19 protein-coding genes are annotated in these 13,736 nt (G+C 40.1%); 15 read left to right on the forward strand and 4 right to left on the reverse strand.

Translation table 11 applies throughout. The features are described 5' to 3' along the window. The first annotated feature begins 70 nt into the window (after positions 1-70). Positions 71-553, forward strand: a complete 483-nt coding sequence (gene greA, locus HMPREF3112_RS00450; protein WP_002883697.1) for a transcription elongation factor GreA — start codon at positions 71-73, stop codon at positions 551-553. 167 nt (positions 554-720) lie between these two features. Here greA and yidC read toward each other — a convergent pair whose 3' ends face one another. Both yidC and HMPREF3112_RS00460 read right to left on the reverse strand, forming a co-directional pair. Further along, the gene (gene yidC / locus HMPREF3112_RS00455) at positions 721-1,638 is read right to left on the reverse strand and encodes a membrane protein insertase YidC (protein WP_002886520.1); all 918 of its coding nucleotides are present in this window, start codon (positions 1,636-1,638) and stop codon (positions 721-723) included. 86 nt (positions 1,639-1,724) lie between these two features. Continuing rightward, the gene (locus HMPREF3112_RS00460; RefSeq protein WP_002886522.1) at positions 1,725-2,003 is read right to left on the reverse strand and encodes an acylphosphatase; all 279 of its coding nucleotides are present in this window, start codon (positions 2,001-2,003) and stop codon (positions 1,725-1,727) included. A 102-nt stretch (positions 2,004-2,105) separates the two neighbouring features. Between HMPREF3112_RS00460 and HMPREF3112_RS00465 the strand changes: the two genes are divergently transcribed. The 3 genes from HMPREF3112_RS00465 to HMPREF3112_RS00475 all read left to right on the forward strand — a co-directional run bounded on the left by HMPREF3112_RS00465 (position 2,106) and on the right by HMPREF3112_RS00475 (position 4,161). Continuing rightward, positions 2,106-2,843 carry a TrmH family RNA methyltransferase gene (locus HMPREF3112_RS00465; RefSeq protein ID WP_038675270.1) on the forward strand — a complete coding sequence of 246 codons (738 nt, stop codon included), beginning with the start codon at positions 2,106-2,108 and terminating at the stop codon, positions 2,841-2,843. A gap of 101 nt (positions 2,844-2,944) precedes the next feature. Beyond that, a complete protein-coding gene (locus tag HMPREF3112_RS00470; RefSeq protein WP_002883682.1) occupies positions 2,945-3,448 on the forward strand; it encodes an HD domain-containing protein in 504 nt (167 codons plus the stop codon). Positions 3,449-3,471: 23 nt separating this feature from the next. Then, positions 3,472-4,161, forward strand: coding sequence for a Bax inhibitor-1/YccA family protein (locus HMPREF3112_RS00475; RefSeq protein ID WP_038675272.1), 690 nt, complete (start codon positions 3,472-3,474; stop codon positions 4,159-4,161). A gap of 36 nt (positions 4,162-4,197) precedes the next feature. Here HMPREF3112_RS00475 and HMPREF3112_RS00480 read toward each other — a convergent pair whose 3' ends face one another. Then, positions 4,198-5,334 (reverse strand): DUF5105 domain-containing protein, encoded by a 1,137-nt coding sequence (locus tag HMPREF3112_RS00480; protein WP_048673901.1) that lies wholly within the window; start codon positions 5,332-5,334, stop codon positions 4,198-4,200. 136 nt (positions 5,335-5,470) lie between these two features. Here HMPREF3112_RS00480 and HMPREF3112_RS00485 point away from each other — a divergent pair, with 136 nt between their 5' ends. After that, positions 5,471-6,724 (forward strand): diaminopimelate decarboxylase, encoded by a 1,254-nt coding sequence (locus tag HMPREF3112_RS00485; RefSeq protein ID WP_037610660.1) that lies wholly within the window; start codon positions 5,471-5,473, stop codon positions 6,722-6,724. Between the two features lie 32 nt (positions 6,725-6,756). Here HMPREF3112_RS00485 and HMPREF3112_RS00490 read toward each other — a convergent pair whose 3' ends face one another. Beyond that, positions 6,757-7,299 (reverse strand): TetR/AcrR family transcriptional regulator, encoded by a 543-nt coding sequence (locus HMPREF3112_RS00490; RefSeq protein ID WP_048673898.1) that lies wholly within the window; start codon positions 7,297-7,299, stop codon positions 6,757-6,759. A 245-nt stretch (positions 7,300-7,544) separates the two neighbouring features. Between HMPREF3112_RS00490 and HMPREF3112_RS00495 the strand changes: the two genes are divergently transcribed. The 10 genes from HMPREF3112_RS00495 (at position 7,545) to yidD (ending at position 13,691) form a co-directional block, all read left to right on the forward strand. After that, positions 7,545-7,796: a YneF family protein gene (locus HMPREF3112_RS00495; RefSeq protein WP_002883695.1), complete on the forward strand. Its 252-nt coding sequence runs from the start codon at positions 7,545-7,547 to the stop codon at positions 7,794-7,796. Positions 7,797-7,859: 63 nt separating this feature from the next. Then, positions 7,860-8,675, forward strand: a complete 816-nt coding sequence (gene racE / locus HMPREF3112_RS00500; protein ID WP_002883619.1) for a glutamate racemase — start codon at positions 7,860-7,862, stop codon at positions 8,673-8,675. Further along, a complete protein-coding gene (locus HMPREF3112_RS00505) occupies positions 8,668-9,642 on the forward strand; it encodes a nucleoside-triphosphate diphosphatase (RefSeq protein WP_014633870.1) in 975 nt (324 codons plus the stop codon). The genes racE and HMPREF3112_RS00505 overlap by 8 nt, the downstream gene beginning before the upstream one ends. Then, a complete protein-coding gene (locus HMPREF3112_RS00510; RefSeq protein WP_002883595.1) occupies positions 9,624-10,145 on the forward strand; it encodes a metallophosphoesterase in 522 nt (173 codons plus the stop codon). The genes HMPREF3112_RS00505 and HMPREF3112_RS00510 overlap by 19 nt, the downstream gene beginning before the upstream one ends. Next, on the forward strand, positions 10,142-10,624 hold the full coding sequence (gene cbpB, locus HMPREF3112_RS00515) for a cyclic-di-AMP-binding protein CbpB (protein ID WP_002883680.1): 483 nt from the start codon (positions 10,142-10,144) through the stop codon (positions 10,622-10,624). Before HMPREF3112_RS00510 ends, cbpB begins: the two co-directional genes overlap by 4 nt. Beyond that, entirely contained in the window at positions 10,578-11,339 is a 762-nt protein-coding gene (gene xerD / locus HMPREF3112_RS00520) for a site-specific tyrosine recombinase XerD (RefSeq protein WP_048673896.1), read from the forward strand. The genes cbpB and xerD overlap by 47 nt, the downstream gene beginning before the upstream one ends. Next, positions 11,339-12,052, forward strand: coding sequence for a segregation/condensation protein A (locus HMPREF3112_RS00525; RefSeq protein WP_003092139.1), 714 nt, complete (start codon positions 11,339-11,341; stop codon positions 12,050-12,052). Before xerD ends, HMPREF3112_RS00525 begins: the two co-directional genes overlap by 1 nt. Beyond that, positions 12,045-12,626, forward strand: a complete 582-nt coding sequence (gene scpB, locus HMPREF3112_RS00530; protein WP_002886533.1) for an SMC-Scp complex subunit ScpB — start codon at positions 12,045-12,047, stop codon at positions 12,624-12,626. The genes HMPREF3112_RS00525 and scpB overlap by 8 nt, the downstream gene beginning before the upstream one ends. 91 nt (positions 12,627-12,717) lie before the next feature. Next, a complete protein-coding gene (locus HMPREF3112_RS00535) occupies positions 12,718-13,443 on the forward strand; it encodes a pseudouridine synthase (RefSeq protein WP_002883686.1) in 726 nt (241 codons plus the stop codon). Continuing rightward, positions 13,443-13,691 (forward strand): membrane protein insertion efficiency factor YidD, encoded by a 249-nt coding sequence (gene yidD / locus HMPREF3112_RS00540; RefSeq protein ID WP_013990033.1) that lies wholly within the window; start codon positions 13,443-13,445, stop codon positions 13,689-13,691. Before HMPREF3112_RS00535 ends, yidD begins: the two co-directional genes overlap by 1 nt. Positions 13,692-13,736 lie beyond the last annotated feature (45 nt).

A 13,736-nucleotide genomic window follows, 5' to 3' on the forward strand; every position in this document is an offset into this window, starting at 1 on the left:
TAAAATCAAGCAAACGAATAGTGATTCTAACGATACAGCCAACGGCTCAAAAAATAGAAAAGAGAAAAAAATGGCAGAAAAAACATATGTAATGACACAAGCAGAGAAAGAACAACTTGAAGCGGAATTGGAGGAGTACAAACTCGTCCGTCGTCCAGAAGTTGTAGAACGTATTAAGATTGCACGTTCTTATGGTGACCTTTCAGAAAACTCTGAGTATGAAGCAGCCAAAGACGAGCAAGCCTTTGTTGAAGGACAAATTCAGATTCTTGAAACAAAAATTCGTTATGCAGAAATCGTTGATAGTGATGCTGTTGCTAATGACGAGGTTGCAATTGGTAAAACTGTTGTTGTTCAAGAAGTTGGTACAAACGACAAAGATACTTATCATATCGTTGGTGCAGCCGGTGCTGACATCTTTTCAGGTAAGATTTCAAATGAAAGCCCAATTGCTCAAGCCTTGATTGGTAAGAAAGTTGGCGACAAAGTCGCTATCGAATCACCAGCAGGTAGCTACTCTGTAGAAATCCTTAGTGTAGAAAAAACAGCCTAAGTGACTGTTGGCATTAAGGTGTCCAATATTTGAAACTAGTGGGAGTGAGACAAAACAGTTGTTCTGTCTCACTCCCTTTTTGGTTACCGGCGCTATTAGGAGTTAGGCTGGTCTGAATTAATCTATAAGAAAAGCACTCTTGGCAAATACCAAGAGTGCTTTGTAGCTTATTTACGATTTTGCTTACCGGCGTTACGGTTTTTCTTTGGTTTACTTGCAATTGCTTGAGTATTTTTTGGTGTTACATCTTTACGCTTGATTGGTGTTGTACGAGGTGCTTTTGGAGGGTTCTTTTTGAACTCTTCAGCCACTTTTTCTTTCAAGCGAGGTTTGATGATGTAGTTGGTAATCAACTGTTGGATAATAGAGAAGATACCACCAACGAACCAGTAGAGGATTACGGCTGCAGGTGAGCTAATACCAAAGAAAATCATCATGATCGGCATACTGTACATCGTCGCTGCCATTTGTTTACGTTGCTCTTCAGGAACTTGTTGAATAGACAACCAAGATTGGAAGTAGTAAAGAGCTGCAATGATGATAATCAATGGGAAGTCACGGTGACCAAGGTTAAACCAGAGGAAGTTATCTTGAAGTACACCAGGAGTGTAACGTGCTGCGTAGTAGAGTGCTGAGAAGAATGGGAACTGAATTAATAGAGGAAGACAGCCGACACCACCCATCAAGCTTAGACCGTTTTCACGCTGAGCTTGCATGAGTTCAGACTGGGCAGCCATTTTTTCTTCTTGAGTTTCAGCGTTACGCAAACGTTCGTTGATTGGTTCCAAGATAGGCGCAAGGTATTCACGTTTTGCTGATTGGTAGGCTGCGCTACGAGATTGGTGAAGACCAAGTGGCAAGATAATCAAACGAACAATGATGGTAACAAAGATAATACCAAGACCAAAGCCGAGACCAAGATTATCTGCGAAGTAGGTGATGACGTGGCTCATAGGGCGACCAAGGAGGTTCCAGACCCAACCAGTAGGATTACCAGACTTATCAAGGCTCACACATCCTGATAGGAAGAGTAGCATGCTGGCAGCAAGCCCCATCAGGGCTAGACGTTTTTGATTTTTATTCACAATATCATTCCTTTTGTTTTTTAGTTATACTTGTCTATTTTACCTTTTTTTAAGAAAGAGAACAAGCTAAAAACGGTGGCTTCCTCTTAATTAGCCATCCGAAAATCGCTGTAATTTGAGAAGTTTGCCATGGTCACATCGACATAGGTTACTTTAGACCATTTTGAAGGTCCTTTTCGAACTTCTTGAATAAATTTAGCTAACTTAGCAGGATTTTCTGACTGAGCTAGGATTTCAACAGTTCCGTCGTCATTATTCCAAACCCGACCGTATATATCTCCAATATCTAGTGCTAGAGCATAGGTTGAATAACGAAAACCAACACCTTGGACTCTTCCTGAGACTAATAATCTTACTTTTTGCATGGTCCACGACCTCCTTTTGAAAGCTCTTTCCTTTAGTATAATCCTTGCTATAAAGTCGGTCAAGTCCAAGATTTATCAAGGAATTTCTGCTATAATGAGTGTATGGAAATCATTCAATCAAAGCAAAATGCTAGCATTAAATCTGCTAGAAAATTATTGCAGCGCAAGCACCGTAAAACTAGCTATCTTTTAGAAGGATGGCATCTTTTTGAGGAAGCAAAGGCAAGTGGTGCCGATATTCTTCAAGTTTTCGTGCTTGAGGAAATGGCTAATCGTGTGGCTAATATGGTTAAGGTGAAGTTGGTTAGTCCAGAGGTGCTCAAGGAGCTCTGTGAAACCCAGACCCCCCAAGGGATTGTGGCAGAAGTTGCTAAACAATCTCAAGCCTTGCCAGAATCTCTCTCAGGGAAGTATCTTCTCTTGGAGGATGTTCAGGATCCTGGCAATGTAGGAACAATGATTCGCACAGCGGATGCCGCAGGTTATGACGGAGTCTTTTTGTCAGATAAATCAGCTGATATTTATAATCAGAAGACCTTGCGTTCTATGCAGGGAAGTCATTTCCATCTTCCAATCTATCGTGGACCTATTCTTGACATGGTTGAGGCTTGCAAAAAGCAAGGGGTACCTGTTTTGGCAACGACTCTCTCAGATATTTCTGTTGACTATAAAGCAGTTAAGACAGATGGCAATTTTGCCTTAGTGATGGGAAATGAAGGTCAGGGAATTAGTCAGGATATGGCTGAGTCTGCTGATCAACTCGTACATATTAGCATGCCAGGTCAGGCGGAGAGTCTGAATGTTGCTGTTGCAGCAGGAATTCTCATGTTTAGTCTCTAGGTCTCAAGGATGATTTTAGGAGAAAACAACTGACTTTTAAAGTAATTTTAAGCACTAGTGGTATAATGAAGAAGCATTAGAAACATTAATGAGGTATTATTATGAAACGACCAGAAGATGATAAAGAATTCATGGAAGTTGTGGGACATTTGATTTCACACCCACGTTTTCAAAAATTGGATGGGATTGTACAGCACCATCATTCGACACGTTTAGAACACTCGGTTAATGTTAGTTACACCAGCTATAAGATTGCTAAAAAATTTGGCTGGGATGCCAAGAGTACTGCTCGAGGCGGTCTCTTACATGATTTTTTCTATTATGATTGGCGAGTAACTAAATTTAATAAGAGTCATGCTTGGGTACACCCACGTATTGCTGTTCGTAATGCCAGAAAGCTTGTTAATCTAAACAAAAAAGAAGAGGATATTATCCTCAAGCATATGTGGGGAGCAACGATTGCACCGCCGAAGTATAAGGAATCTTATATTGTTACGATGGTGGATAAGTATTGGGCGGTTAAAGAAGCGGCGACACCCTTACGAAACCGAATTAAAAATCGTAAGTTTTTCCGTCGTAAGACCCTACAAAGCCACCACCAATAATTCATTATTTTTAGGAGATAACTATGGAATCAAATGCAATTTATACGACTAGTGATGCGGGCTTAAGCCGCTTTTTCGGAAAGATTTATGGCCTTGTCGGTATAGGAGTGGGACTTTCAGCAGTCATTTCTTATCTGATGCTCTTTCCTCTCTCACATGTTTTTGTCAATATTCTCATGAATCATTCTTGGGTTTACATGGCAGCCCTCTTTTTAGAGTTTGGTTTGGTCTTTTTGGCTAGCGGTGCTGCACGAAGAAATACACCTGCAGCCCTACCTTTATTTTTGGTTTATTCCGCTTTGAATGGATTTACACTTAGTTTTATCATCGTTCAATACACGCAAGCCATAGTTTTTCAAGCCTTCCTTAGCACTGCCATTGTTTTCTTTATCATGGCCCTTATCGGAGTTAGCATTAAGCGAGATCTATCAGGCATGGCTAAGTTCCTTATGGCAGCCTTGATTGGGATTATTGTGGCTAGCTTGATTAATATTTTCTTTGCAAGTAGCATGATGAGTTTTGTGATTAGTATTGTATCAATTCTTATTTTCTCTGGTTTAATTGCCTACGATAACCAGTTGATTAAAAAGGTTTACTACGGTGCCAATGGTCAAGTCACAGATGGATGGGCAGTTTCTATGGCACTTAGTCTTTACTTGGATTTCATTAACTTATTCTTGAATATCTTGCGACTCTTTGCTAGACGTAATTAGTAAAAAAATCAGCCAGATGGCTGATTTTTTTAATGTCTAATAGTTTTTTGTAATTGTCCCTTGCTGACCTGTGTAAGCGTAGAAGAGTGGATAGTACTCCCATTTTCCGACATAGCTATCTTTATCTGGGAAGGCCCACTTGTCGTCTTTTTTAGTAAGCTCGACTGAGTAATTATCAAAAATATTTGTTCCTTCTGTCTTTGGTGCTGATGGGCTTACTTCTTTGATTGAATTCGGTAGGTAAGTTTCCATGTAGTATTGTCTTGTTAGTTGGTCGACATTTCCAGCGTTAGCACCATTGCTTTGTAGGTAGTTTTTAAGGTCATCTGTGAGATTTGGGTGATTAGCACCATAGGCATCGTCTGCAGCTTTCATACTGATAGTTGACATGCTGACGTTAAACTCTGCTTTATCTTTAGCGACGATAATGTTATCAACAGTGTAGCTACCGCGTTCACGGTTAGCAGTTTGGACCCAACCAAAAACTTTTGGAATTTCATCACCGGTTGGTTTGATATGATCAGTATCATCATAGCTGTATTGAAGGCTATCTGAGAAATATTGGTTAAGTTCACCCTTGGCTTTATCCAAGTCGTTAGAAACAAATTTACTGTAGTCTTTGCTTTCACCACCTAGAAGAACTGCGTTGAAATAAGCGTCAATAGCCTTTTTAACATTGGTAGTTGTTTTACCATCGAAATCTTTTAGGTTAGTAGAAACTGTTTGTCCCTCTGTTTTCTCATCTTTTGATTCAAAATAGAGTTTATAGCTTTCGTCGTTGTTAACTTCGAAAAAGAGGGAGACAGTCTTGTAGTCGTCAGCTTCAAGCTTCCCAAAGTCATCTGTAGCGTCCTCTACGTTCTTATTTTTATTGAAGAGAGTAGGTAGGTCGCCCTTATCGAGCTTGCTTGCTGTGACTTTTTTACCATCTTTATCTTTGAGGTAGAATTGTTTAGCAGATGTTTTGAGCTCATTTTCCATATCTTCCGAAGTATTCTCGAGTTTGAATGAAACTTCGACTAGGGTTTGGTCATCCTTGAGCTTGAGGTCGCTTCCTGACATATAGACAATATCGTTAACAGAAAGCTTGGCATCAAGTTTTGGTTTGGCACATGCTGAGAGCGTTAAGATGGCTGCTAGAGCAAGAGCCCCAGAGTAAAGATATTTTTTCATAAATAATCCCCCATTATTTTATTTAGGTTATAGGTCTATTGTATCATGAAATATGCCTTGAGATTATTAGAAAATTGGGTTTCAAGCCTTTTCTTATGCTATAATAGGATTACTATTGTAAAAAATGGAGAATCAAATGACAAAAACACCTTTTATTACGGCTGATAAACTTGAACAAATCACTGGAGAATTTCCAACACCTTTCCATATTTACGATGAAAAAGGTATTCGTGAAACAGCGCGTGCAGTTAACGCAGCCTTTTCGTGGAATCCAGGTTTTAAAGAATTCTTTGCTGTAAAAGCTACACCTAATCCAGCAATCCTCAAAATCTTGAAGGAAGAAGGGTGTGGTGTCGATTGTGCGACCGATACAGAGCTTGTCATGAGTAAGAAAATTGGTTTTGATAGTAGTGCCATTAGCTTTACGTCTAATGATACACGTGCAGAAGAGTTTGTTTACGCTCGTGATATTAATGCGACAATTAACCTTGATGCTTACGAAGATATCTTTTTCTTGGAAGAGGCTGCAGGACTTCCTGAAACCCTTTCTTTGCGCTTTAACCCAGGGGGCGTCTTCTCTCTCGGTACTGATATCATGGATCATCCTGAAGAATCAAAATTTGGGATGACTAAGGAACAGCTCTTCAAAGGCTATGCCTACCTTAAAGAAAAAGGAGTGAAATCATTCGGTTTGCATGCTTTCTTAGCGTCAAATACAGTAACGAATGAGTATTACCCAACCTTGGCTGCTCAACTGTTTGAATTGGCGGTAGAAATCAAGAATGAACTTGGTGTTAGTCTTGACTTTATCAACTTATCAGGTGGTGTTGGAGTGGACTACACACCAGCCAATAAACAAAATGATATTGCCGTTATCGGTGAAGGCGTTCATGCTAAATTTGATGAAATCCTTGTTCCGAATGGTCTTGGACACATTAGTATTTACACTGAACTTGGGCGTTTCATGACAGCACCTCATGGCCTTGTCGTGACTAAGGTTCTTCATATTAAGGACACTTATCGTCGCTATGTTGGTGTAGATGCTTCTGCGGTTAACTTGCTTCGTCCAGCTATGTACGATGCCTACCACCACATAACGAATATGACTAATCCAGATGGTGACATTCAAGTAGTTGATGTGACAGGTTCACTTTGTGAAAATAATGATAAGTTTGCTAAGAACCGTGAATTGCCAGAAGCTCGTATTGGAGATACATTGGTTATCCACGACACAGGTGCTCATGGTTTCTCAATGGGTTACAACTATAATGGACGTCTTCGTTCTGCAGAAATTCTCTACCAAGAAGATGGCACAGCTCGTATGATTCGTCGTGCAGAGACGATGAATGATTACTTTGCCACTCTTGATGGTTTTGATTTTGATATTTAACAAAAAATAAGCTAGGCCTTAAAGGCTCTAGCTTATTTTACTTTAATGATGACAGCTTCAAGAATGATATCGGCTAACTCCTCAGGGGATTCGATACAGTCTTCTTTGAGCCATAGTGTTAAAATGGTAACAATGGTGCTAACATAAACTTCCAATGAATATTTGGCAGGGATATGATAGCTTTGTTCCATGAGTTCTGTAACATTTTCAATATCAGAGTTAAGGATAGTCTCGATAATGAATTCACGAATCATCTCATTGATGTTTGGAATGTGTGTCATCAAGGTGAGACAGAGTTTTTGATTTTCCTTAAGATATCGTAGCATTTCAGTGACAACACCTTCTTGGTAGGTCATGTCTTCCTGAAGAATACTTGAGATTTTATCTAAAATCTTTGAGAAGGTTGTTTCAACCAAATCTTCCTTATTTGAATAGTAGTAGTAGAAGGTCGGTCTGCTGAGATTTGCCTTCTTGATGATATCTGTGATGCTGATTTGTTCGAGTGAACTCTCCTCTAAGAGTTCAATAAATGCGTTGACAATTTTTCGTTCGGAAATAGTTGCTTCCTTGAGCATAAATAAACCCCTTTATATAAACATAATAATAATTCCACAACTTATATAATAACCTATTTTTTTTCTAGAAATCTTACAAGTCCTTTACAGTTGTAAGTGAAAAATACTGAAAGTCTCATTTTATCGGTATTTTAAACGAAAAAACTATTTTTCTAGACGTTTTTAAGAATCAACGTCTTATTTGTCAGTAGGGGCCATTTTTGCTATAATATAAGGTAAATCAACGTTATAGGAGAAATGAATTTATGAACACCGTCCTTTGGATTATTCTTGTTTTTGTAGCCCTTTTGGGTGGTTTTTATGGAGGCGCTTACTTTGCCCGCAAACAAATGGAGAAAGAATTGGCTGAAAATCCTCGTTTGAATGTGGACGCTGTTCGTACCATGATGTCAGCTGCGGGTCAAAAACCAAATGAAGCAAAAGTGCGTCAAACATATAACCAAATTATCAAACAACAAAAACAAGCACTTGCAGATAGCAAGAAAAAGAAAAAATAATGGTGGGGAGCTGGGACGTGAATCTCAGCTTTTTACATGTAACCTAGGGGATAAGGAGGCAAGATGGATAATCGACCTATAGGATTTTTAGATTCTGGTGTCGGAGGACTGACAGTGGTACGTGAACTTAAACGTCAGTTGCCTCACGAGTCTATTGTTTATATTGGAGACTCTGCTAGGGCACCGTATGGTCCTAGACCGGCAGAACAAATCAGACAGTATACCTGGCAGTTGGTTAAATTCCTTCTGACCAAAGATGTAAAGATGATTGTTATTGCCTGTAATACGGCAACAGCAGTAGTTTGGGAGGAAATCAAAGGAGCCTTGGATATCCCAGTGCTAGGTGTGGTTTTGCCTGGTTCTAGTGCGGCTATTAAGTCTAGCCAATCGGGTCATATTGGTGTCATTGGGACTCCAATGACGATTGCCTCTAACATCTATGAACAAAAAATTAAGCATTTGGCACCACAAATGAATGTCTTGAGTTTATCTTGTCCTCGCTTTGCCCCTATTGTTGAATCCAATGAAATTAACTCAAGTGTGGCTAAAAAGATTGTTTATGAAAGTATGGCACCTTTAGTCGGTAAGGTAGATACCTTGGTTTTGGGTTGCACCCATTACCCACTTTTACGTCCTATCATCCAAAATGTTATGGGGCCAAGTGTCAAGCTAATTGATAGCGGGGCGGAAACAGTTCGTGATGTTTCTGTTTTGCTCAATTATTTTGAGATTAATCGTAGCCGTGAAGTCGAAGACAAGACGGAAGAATATTACACCACGGCTAGTGTGCTTGGTTTTAAAGAAATCGCAGAACAATGGCTGGGTGAAGAAGTTGCTGTCCAACATGTCGATTTGGACAAGGAGTTAGAAAATGACTAAATCAATTTTTGAATATAAAGACGAACAAGACTGGTATTTGGCTAGTTTTGGAAGCTACAATCACTTGACTTGTTTTGGTGGTGATGAGGCCTATGAACAATTTGTTGACTTTTTCCAAGCCTTGACTAACGTTTTGGCTGTTAGTGGCCTTCAGTTACATATTGCTAAACATTCTTCAGACCTTCGCTTAGTATCCTTTATTTTGGATTGCTTGAAAGAGGAAACTGGTCGTGACCTAGCTGTTACGCAACATCAAGGGGCTTTGGTAGTTAGTGAAGGAGATAAGCTTGTCTATGTGCATGTGCCTAGAGAGGGTGTCGCCTTGAGTGATTTCTTTGGTTCTGATAACAAATCAGACTTTGGTGATGTCCTATTGATTGCGACACGCAATGAAGGAAAAACCAAGGAATTTCGTAAACTATTTGGAAAACTAGGCATTAAGGTAGAGAATCTTAATGATTATCCAGACCTTCCTGAAGTTGCTGAAACGGGTATGACCTTTGAAGAAAATGCACGCTTGAAGGCGGAAACCATTTCTGAATTAACTGGTAAAATGGTCCTTTCAGATGACTCTGGTTTGCAGGTAGATGTTCTTGGAGGTTTACCAGGAGTTTGGTCTGCACGCTTTGCAGGTCCTGATGCTACGGATGCTGAAAATAATGCTAAATTATTGCACGAGCTGGCTATGGTGCTTGATGATAGCAAACGTACTGCGAACTTCCATACAACCCTAGTTGTTGCGGCCCCTGGACGTGATAGTTTGGTTGTTGATGCCGACTGGAAGGGTTATATTGGCCGAGAACCTAAAGGTGACAATGGTTTTGGTTATGATCCACTCTTTTTAGTTGGTAATACGGGGAAAACGGCAGCAGAGCTTTCTGCAGAAGAGAAAAATGAACAATCTCACCGTGGACAAGCTGTTAAGAAACTTATGGAGGTCTTCCCAGCATGGCAGAACAAACAATAATCGTAATGAGCGACTCCCATGGAGAACGTGATATTGTAGTAGATATAAAAAATCGTTATCAAGGGAAGGTAGATGCTATTTTCCACAATGGAGATTCTGAGTTAGAATCAAGTGATCCTGTTTGGGAAGGTATCCATGTGGTTCGTGGTAACTGTGATTATGATTCAGGTTATCCAGAACGTTTGGTCGTTAAACTTGGTGATGTGATTATTGCACAAACACATGGTCATCTTTATGGCATTAATTTTACCTGGGACAAGTTGGATCTTTGGGCGCAACAAGAGGATGCAGATATTTGTCTCTATGGCCACTTGCATGCGGCAGCAGCTTGGCGAAATGGTAAGACAGTGTTTATCAACCCAGGATCTGTTTCACAGCCACGAGGTCCTATCCATGAGAAACTTTACGCTAAGGTGATTATAAACAGTGCAAAAATTCGTGTAGAATATTACACACGTGACCATGAACTTTATTCAGAACTTACACAGGAATTTGAACGATGATTGCTAAAGAATTTGAAGATTTTTTGTTGGCTCATTTAGATAATTATTTAATTCCATCAGATCAGGTTGCTATTTTTATTGATAGTCACAACGCTGATCATGTGGTCTTGCTTTTGACAAGCAATGGTTATTCGCGCGTTCCCGTTTTGACTAAGGATAAGCATTATCTTGGGACCATATCTTTGACGGATATTAAGCGATATCAAGATGAACATAACTTGCAAGAGTGGGAGATGGTTAACCGTGATATCGGACCGATGACATCAGATGTCGTGGAAACAGTGGAAGATAATGCCAATCTAAATGAGGTAATGCATAAGCTAGTTAATAATCCTTTCCTTCCTGTGGTTGACAGCCAAGGCATTTTCAAAGGAATTATCACACGAAAATCGATTCTAAAGGCGGTTAATAGCCTCTTACATGACTTTACACATGACTATATCATCATTCCAAAAACAACTGACAACTCAGATCACTGATTTTCTGGCTACTAAGGTCATTTCGGAGAGTTCAAAGCAAGCTTATGCTTATGATCTTAAGCAGTTTGCAACGTCGATTTCAGGACAAATTGATCAAACCAGTCTTAAGCTCTATGAAAACCAACTGAAGGAATGGAAGCCATCTGTACAAAAGCGTAAGCGCTCTGCGGTCAATCAATTTTTGCTATACCTCTATCAAAAGGGTGAATTAGAGAAATTTTTCAAATTATCAGAGACGGTTACAATACCTTCTCAGGAGGATAAGTTGCGAATACTGGATTTTTCATCGCTTTATGAGGGGCGTGAAGGGGTTGGTAAGCTGTCTTGTCTGCTGATTCTAGAGTTGGGGCTCTTACCTTCAGAGATTTTGGAGTTGGACTGGTCCGATATTGACTTGGATTTTGGTGTTGTAACTGTGGCCAAGGGAAGCACTAAGCGTGTTCTCAGACTTGAAGCAGATGTGAAGCAGTATTTGTTGGCTATTAAAGATGCGAACAGCCAGGGCTTGCTTTTGGGTAAGGTCTATACTCGACAATGGCTGTATAAGCAAATCCAGACTTATGTTAGTGACTGTGGCTTATCGAATGTAACCGCTCAAGTCTTGCGTCAGCAATTTATTCTTAGACAGATTGAAAAGGGAACGGGCGCCTTTGAACTTGCTCGTTTACTGGGACTAAAAAGTCCAGTGACCTTGGAGAAATACTATAAAACCTAATGGATATTAAGTTAAAAGATTTTGAGGGGCCACTGGATTTGTTGCTCCATCTGGTTTCTAAGTATGAGGTAGACATTTACGATGTTCCCATTGTTGAGGTTATCGAGCAATACTTGGCTTATTTGGCAACCTTGCAAGCCATGAAGCTTGAAGTTGCTGGGGAATATATGCTTATGGCCAGTCAGCTCATGCTGATTAAGAGTCGTAAGCTTCTGCCCACAGTGGTGGAAGCTGAGCCTGAAGCAGATGATCCAGAACTAGAGCTCTTGAGTCAATTGGAAGAATATGCACGCTTCAAAGCAGCTAGTCAAGAGTTGGCTAAGCAGCATGAGGTACGAGCTCAGTATTTTTCAAAACCAAAAGTTGAATTGGTTTATGAAGATGTGACGCTGAATCAGGATAAGACCATTCAAGACATTTTCTTGGCTTTTTCAAAAATCATGGCTGAAAAGCAGGAAGAAATTCGTCGCAATCACACGACCATTGCGCGTGACGATTATAAGATTGAAGACATGATGCTGATTATTGAGGAAGCATTCGGCTCAAAAAATGAGCTACATTTAGATGAACTTTTCACCGATGCTAAAGATATGAATCAAGTAATCACCCTCTTTTTGGCAACTCTTGAATTGATTAAGGTACATCGCATATCAGTACAACAGGAAACAATTTTTGGAACAATCACACTAAGAAAGGAATGGACGAATGAGTAGTCACTTAGCACGATTAGAAGCTTTACTTTTTGTGGCAGGTGAAGATGGTCTTAGTCTACGTACTATGGCGCAGCTCTTAGAAATGCCAGTGACGGGTCTGACTCAGTCTTTGGAGAAATTGCAAGCCAAGTACGAGGCAGATGAGGATTCAGCTCTTTGTTTATTGGAATCGTCAAATACCTATAAGCTGGTGACTAAGCCAGATTTTGCAAGTCTCCTTCGTGATTATTCTAAAACGCCAATCAACCAAAGTCTATCCCGAGCGAGTCTCGAGGTTCTCTCTATAGTTGCTTATAAACAGCCTATTACACGTGCTGAAGTCGATGACATTAGAGGTGTTAATTCTAGTGGTGCTATTGCTAAACTTCAAGCCTTTGATCTCATTCAAGAAGCTGGTAAAAAAGATGCTGTCGGTCGTCCTAACCTATATGCGACTACTGATTATTTCCTAGACTATATGGGGATTAACAGTTTAGACGAACTTGTGGCCATTGATCAACTAGAGCTTGAAGAGCAGGAAACGAGTCTCTTTAGGGAAGATGCTTCAGAAGAGCTTGAGGACTTGGACAATTAAGAGTCAACCTTGTTGAAACTAATCATTAAAAATAAAGAAACATAGCAGAGATGCTAGGTAGAAAGGATACAGCTTAAGCTGTAGAAAAAGAATGCGAATTAATAAATATATTGCCCACGCTGGTGTGGCCAGCCGTCGTAAGGCTGAGGAACTGATTAAAGAAGGTCGTGTGACCCTAAATGGTAAGACCGTTACGGAATTGGCAACCATTGTCAAAAATGGTGACATTGTTGAGGTAAATGGTAGCCCAATTTATAATGAAGAGAAGGTCTATTATCTTCTTAATAAACCACGAGGGGTTATTTCTTCGGTATCTGATGAGAAAAATCGTAAGACGGTGATTGACCTCATGCCCCACGTTAAGGAACGTATCTATCCTGTTGGTCGTCTTGACTGGGATACGACTGGTCTTCTTATTTTGACTAATGATGGTGACTTTACCGATAAAATGATTCACCCACGTAATGAGATTGACAAGGTTTATTTGGCGCGTGTCAAGGGTATTGCGACCAAGGAGAACCTCCGTCCATTAACTCGTGGTGTGGTCATTGATGGCAAGAAAACCAAGCCAGCACGTTACAATATTATCAAAGTAGACCATGAAAAGAACCGTTCAGTTGTTGAATTGACAATTCATGAAGGGCGTAACCACCAGGTTAAGAAAATGTTTGAATCAGTGGGCTTGCTCGTTGATAAGTTGTCTCGTACCCGTTTTGGAACCCTTGATTTGACAGGGCTTCGTCCAGGTGAATCACGCCGTCTAAATAAGAAAGAAATCAGCCAGCTTCATAACGCTGCTGTCAATAAGGTCAAATAATGAAAAGATTTCTGATTGCCTTGGTCAGGGCTTATCAGAGATGGATTTCTCCCCTATTTCCACCGTCTTGTCGTTTTCGTCCAACTTGTTCGGTTTATATGATCCAAGCAATAGAAAAGCACGGTTTAAAGGGAGTTCTTATGGGAATTGCCCGTATCTTAAGATGTCACCCTTTATCAGAGACTGGAGATGATCCGGTGCCAGATTATTTTAGTCTAAAACGTAATAAAACTCCTTTGGATAAATGAATCCAAAGGAGTTTTTCTGGCTCCTTGTCAACTGTAGTGGGTGAC

This window comes from Streptococcus sp. HMSC10E12 (genome assembly GCF_001807855.1).
GTDB lineage: Bacteria > Bacillota > Bacilli > Lactobacillales > Streptococcaceae > Streptococcus > Streptococcus salivarius.

Excerpts from the sequence above, each read along its gene's own strand:
- HMPREF3112_RS00525 (WP_003092139.1), top strand. The coding sequence starts at position 11,339 with ATGGATATTAAGTTAAAAGATTTTGAGGGGCCACTGGATTTGTTGCTC.
- HMPREF3112_RS00480 (WP_048673901.1), bottom strand. The coding sequence starts at position 5,334 with ATGAAAAAATATCTTTACTCTGGGGCTCTTGCTCTAGCAGCCATCTTA.
- HMPREF3112_RS00470 (WP_002883682.1), top strand. The coding sequence starts at position 2,945 with ATGAAACGACCAGAAGATGATAAAGAATTCATGGAAGTTGTGGGACAT.
- xerD (WP_048673896.1), top strand. The coding sequence starts at position 10,578 with ATGACTATATCATCATTCCAAAAACAACTGACAACTCAGATCACTGAT.
- HMPREF3112_RS00535 (WP_002883686.1), top strand. The coding sequence starts at position 12,718 with ATGCGAATTAATAAATATATTGCCCACGCTGGTGTGGCCAGCCGTCGT.
- HMPREF3112_RS00460 (WP_002886522.1), bottom strand. The coding sequence starts at position 2,003 with ATGCAAAAAGTAAGATTATTAGTCTCAGGAAGAGTCCAAGGTGTTGGT.
- HMPREF3112_RS00495 (WP_002883695.1), top strand. The coding sequence starts at position 7,545 with ATGAACACCGTCCTTTGGATTATTCTTGTTTTTGTAGCCCTTTTGGGT.
- scpB (WP_002886533.1), top strand. The coding sequence starts at position 12,045 with ATGAGTAGTCACTTAGCACGATTAGAAGCTTTACTTTTTGTGGCAGGT.
- cbpB (WP_002883680.1), top strand. The coding sequence starts at position 10,142 with ATGATTGCTAAAGAATTTGAAGATTTTTTGTTGGCTCATTTAGATAAT.
- HMPREF3112_RS00490 (WP_048673898.1), bottom strand. The coding sequence starts at position 7,299 with ATGCTCAAGGAAGCAACTATTTCCGAACGAAAAATTGTCAACGCATTT.
- HMPREF3112_RS00485 (WP_037610660.1), top strand. The coding sequence starts at position 5,471 with ATGACAAAAACACCTTTTATTACGGCTGATAAACTTGAACAAATCACT.
- HMPREF3112_RS00475 (WP_038675272.1), top strand. The coding sequence starts at position 3,472 with ATGGAATCAAATGCAATTTATACGACTAGTGATGCGGGCTTAAGCCGC.
- racE (WP_002883619.1), top strand. The coding sequence starts at position 7,860 with ATGGATAATCGACCTATAGGATTTTTAGATTCTGGTGTCGGAGGACTG.
- HMPREF3112_RS00510 (WP_002883595.1), top strand. The coding sequence starts at position 9,624 with ATGGCAGAACAAACAATAATCGTAATGAGCGACTCCCATGGAGAACGT.
- greA (WP_002883697.1), top strand. The coding sequence starts at position 71 with ATGGCAGAAAAAACATATGTAATGACACAAGCAGAGAAAGAACAACTT.
- HMPREF3112_RS00465 (WP_038675270.1), top strand. The coding sequence starts at position 2,106 with ATGGAAATCATTCAATCAAAGCAAAATGCTAGCATTAAATCTGCTAGA.
- yidD (WP_013990033.1), top strand. The coding sequence starts at position 13,443 with ATGAAAAGATTTCTGATTGCCTTGGTCAGGGCTTATCAGAGATGGATT.
- HMPREF3112_RS00505 (WP_014633870.1), top strand. The coding sequence starts at position 8,668 with ATGACTAAATCAATTTTTGAATATAAAGACGAACAAGACTGGTATTTG.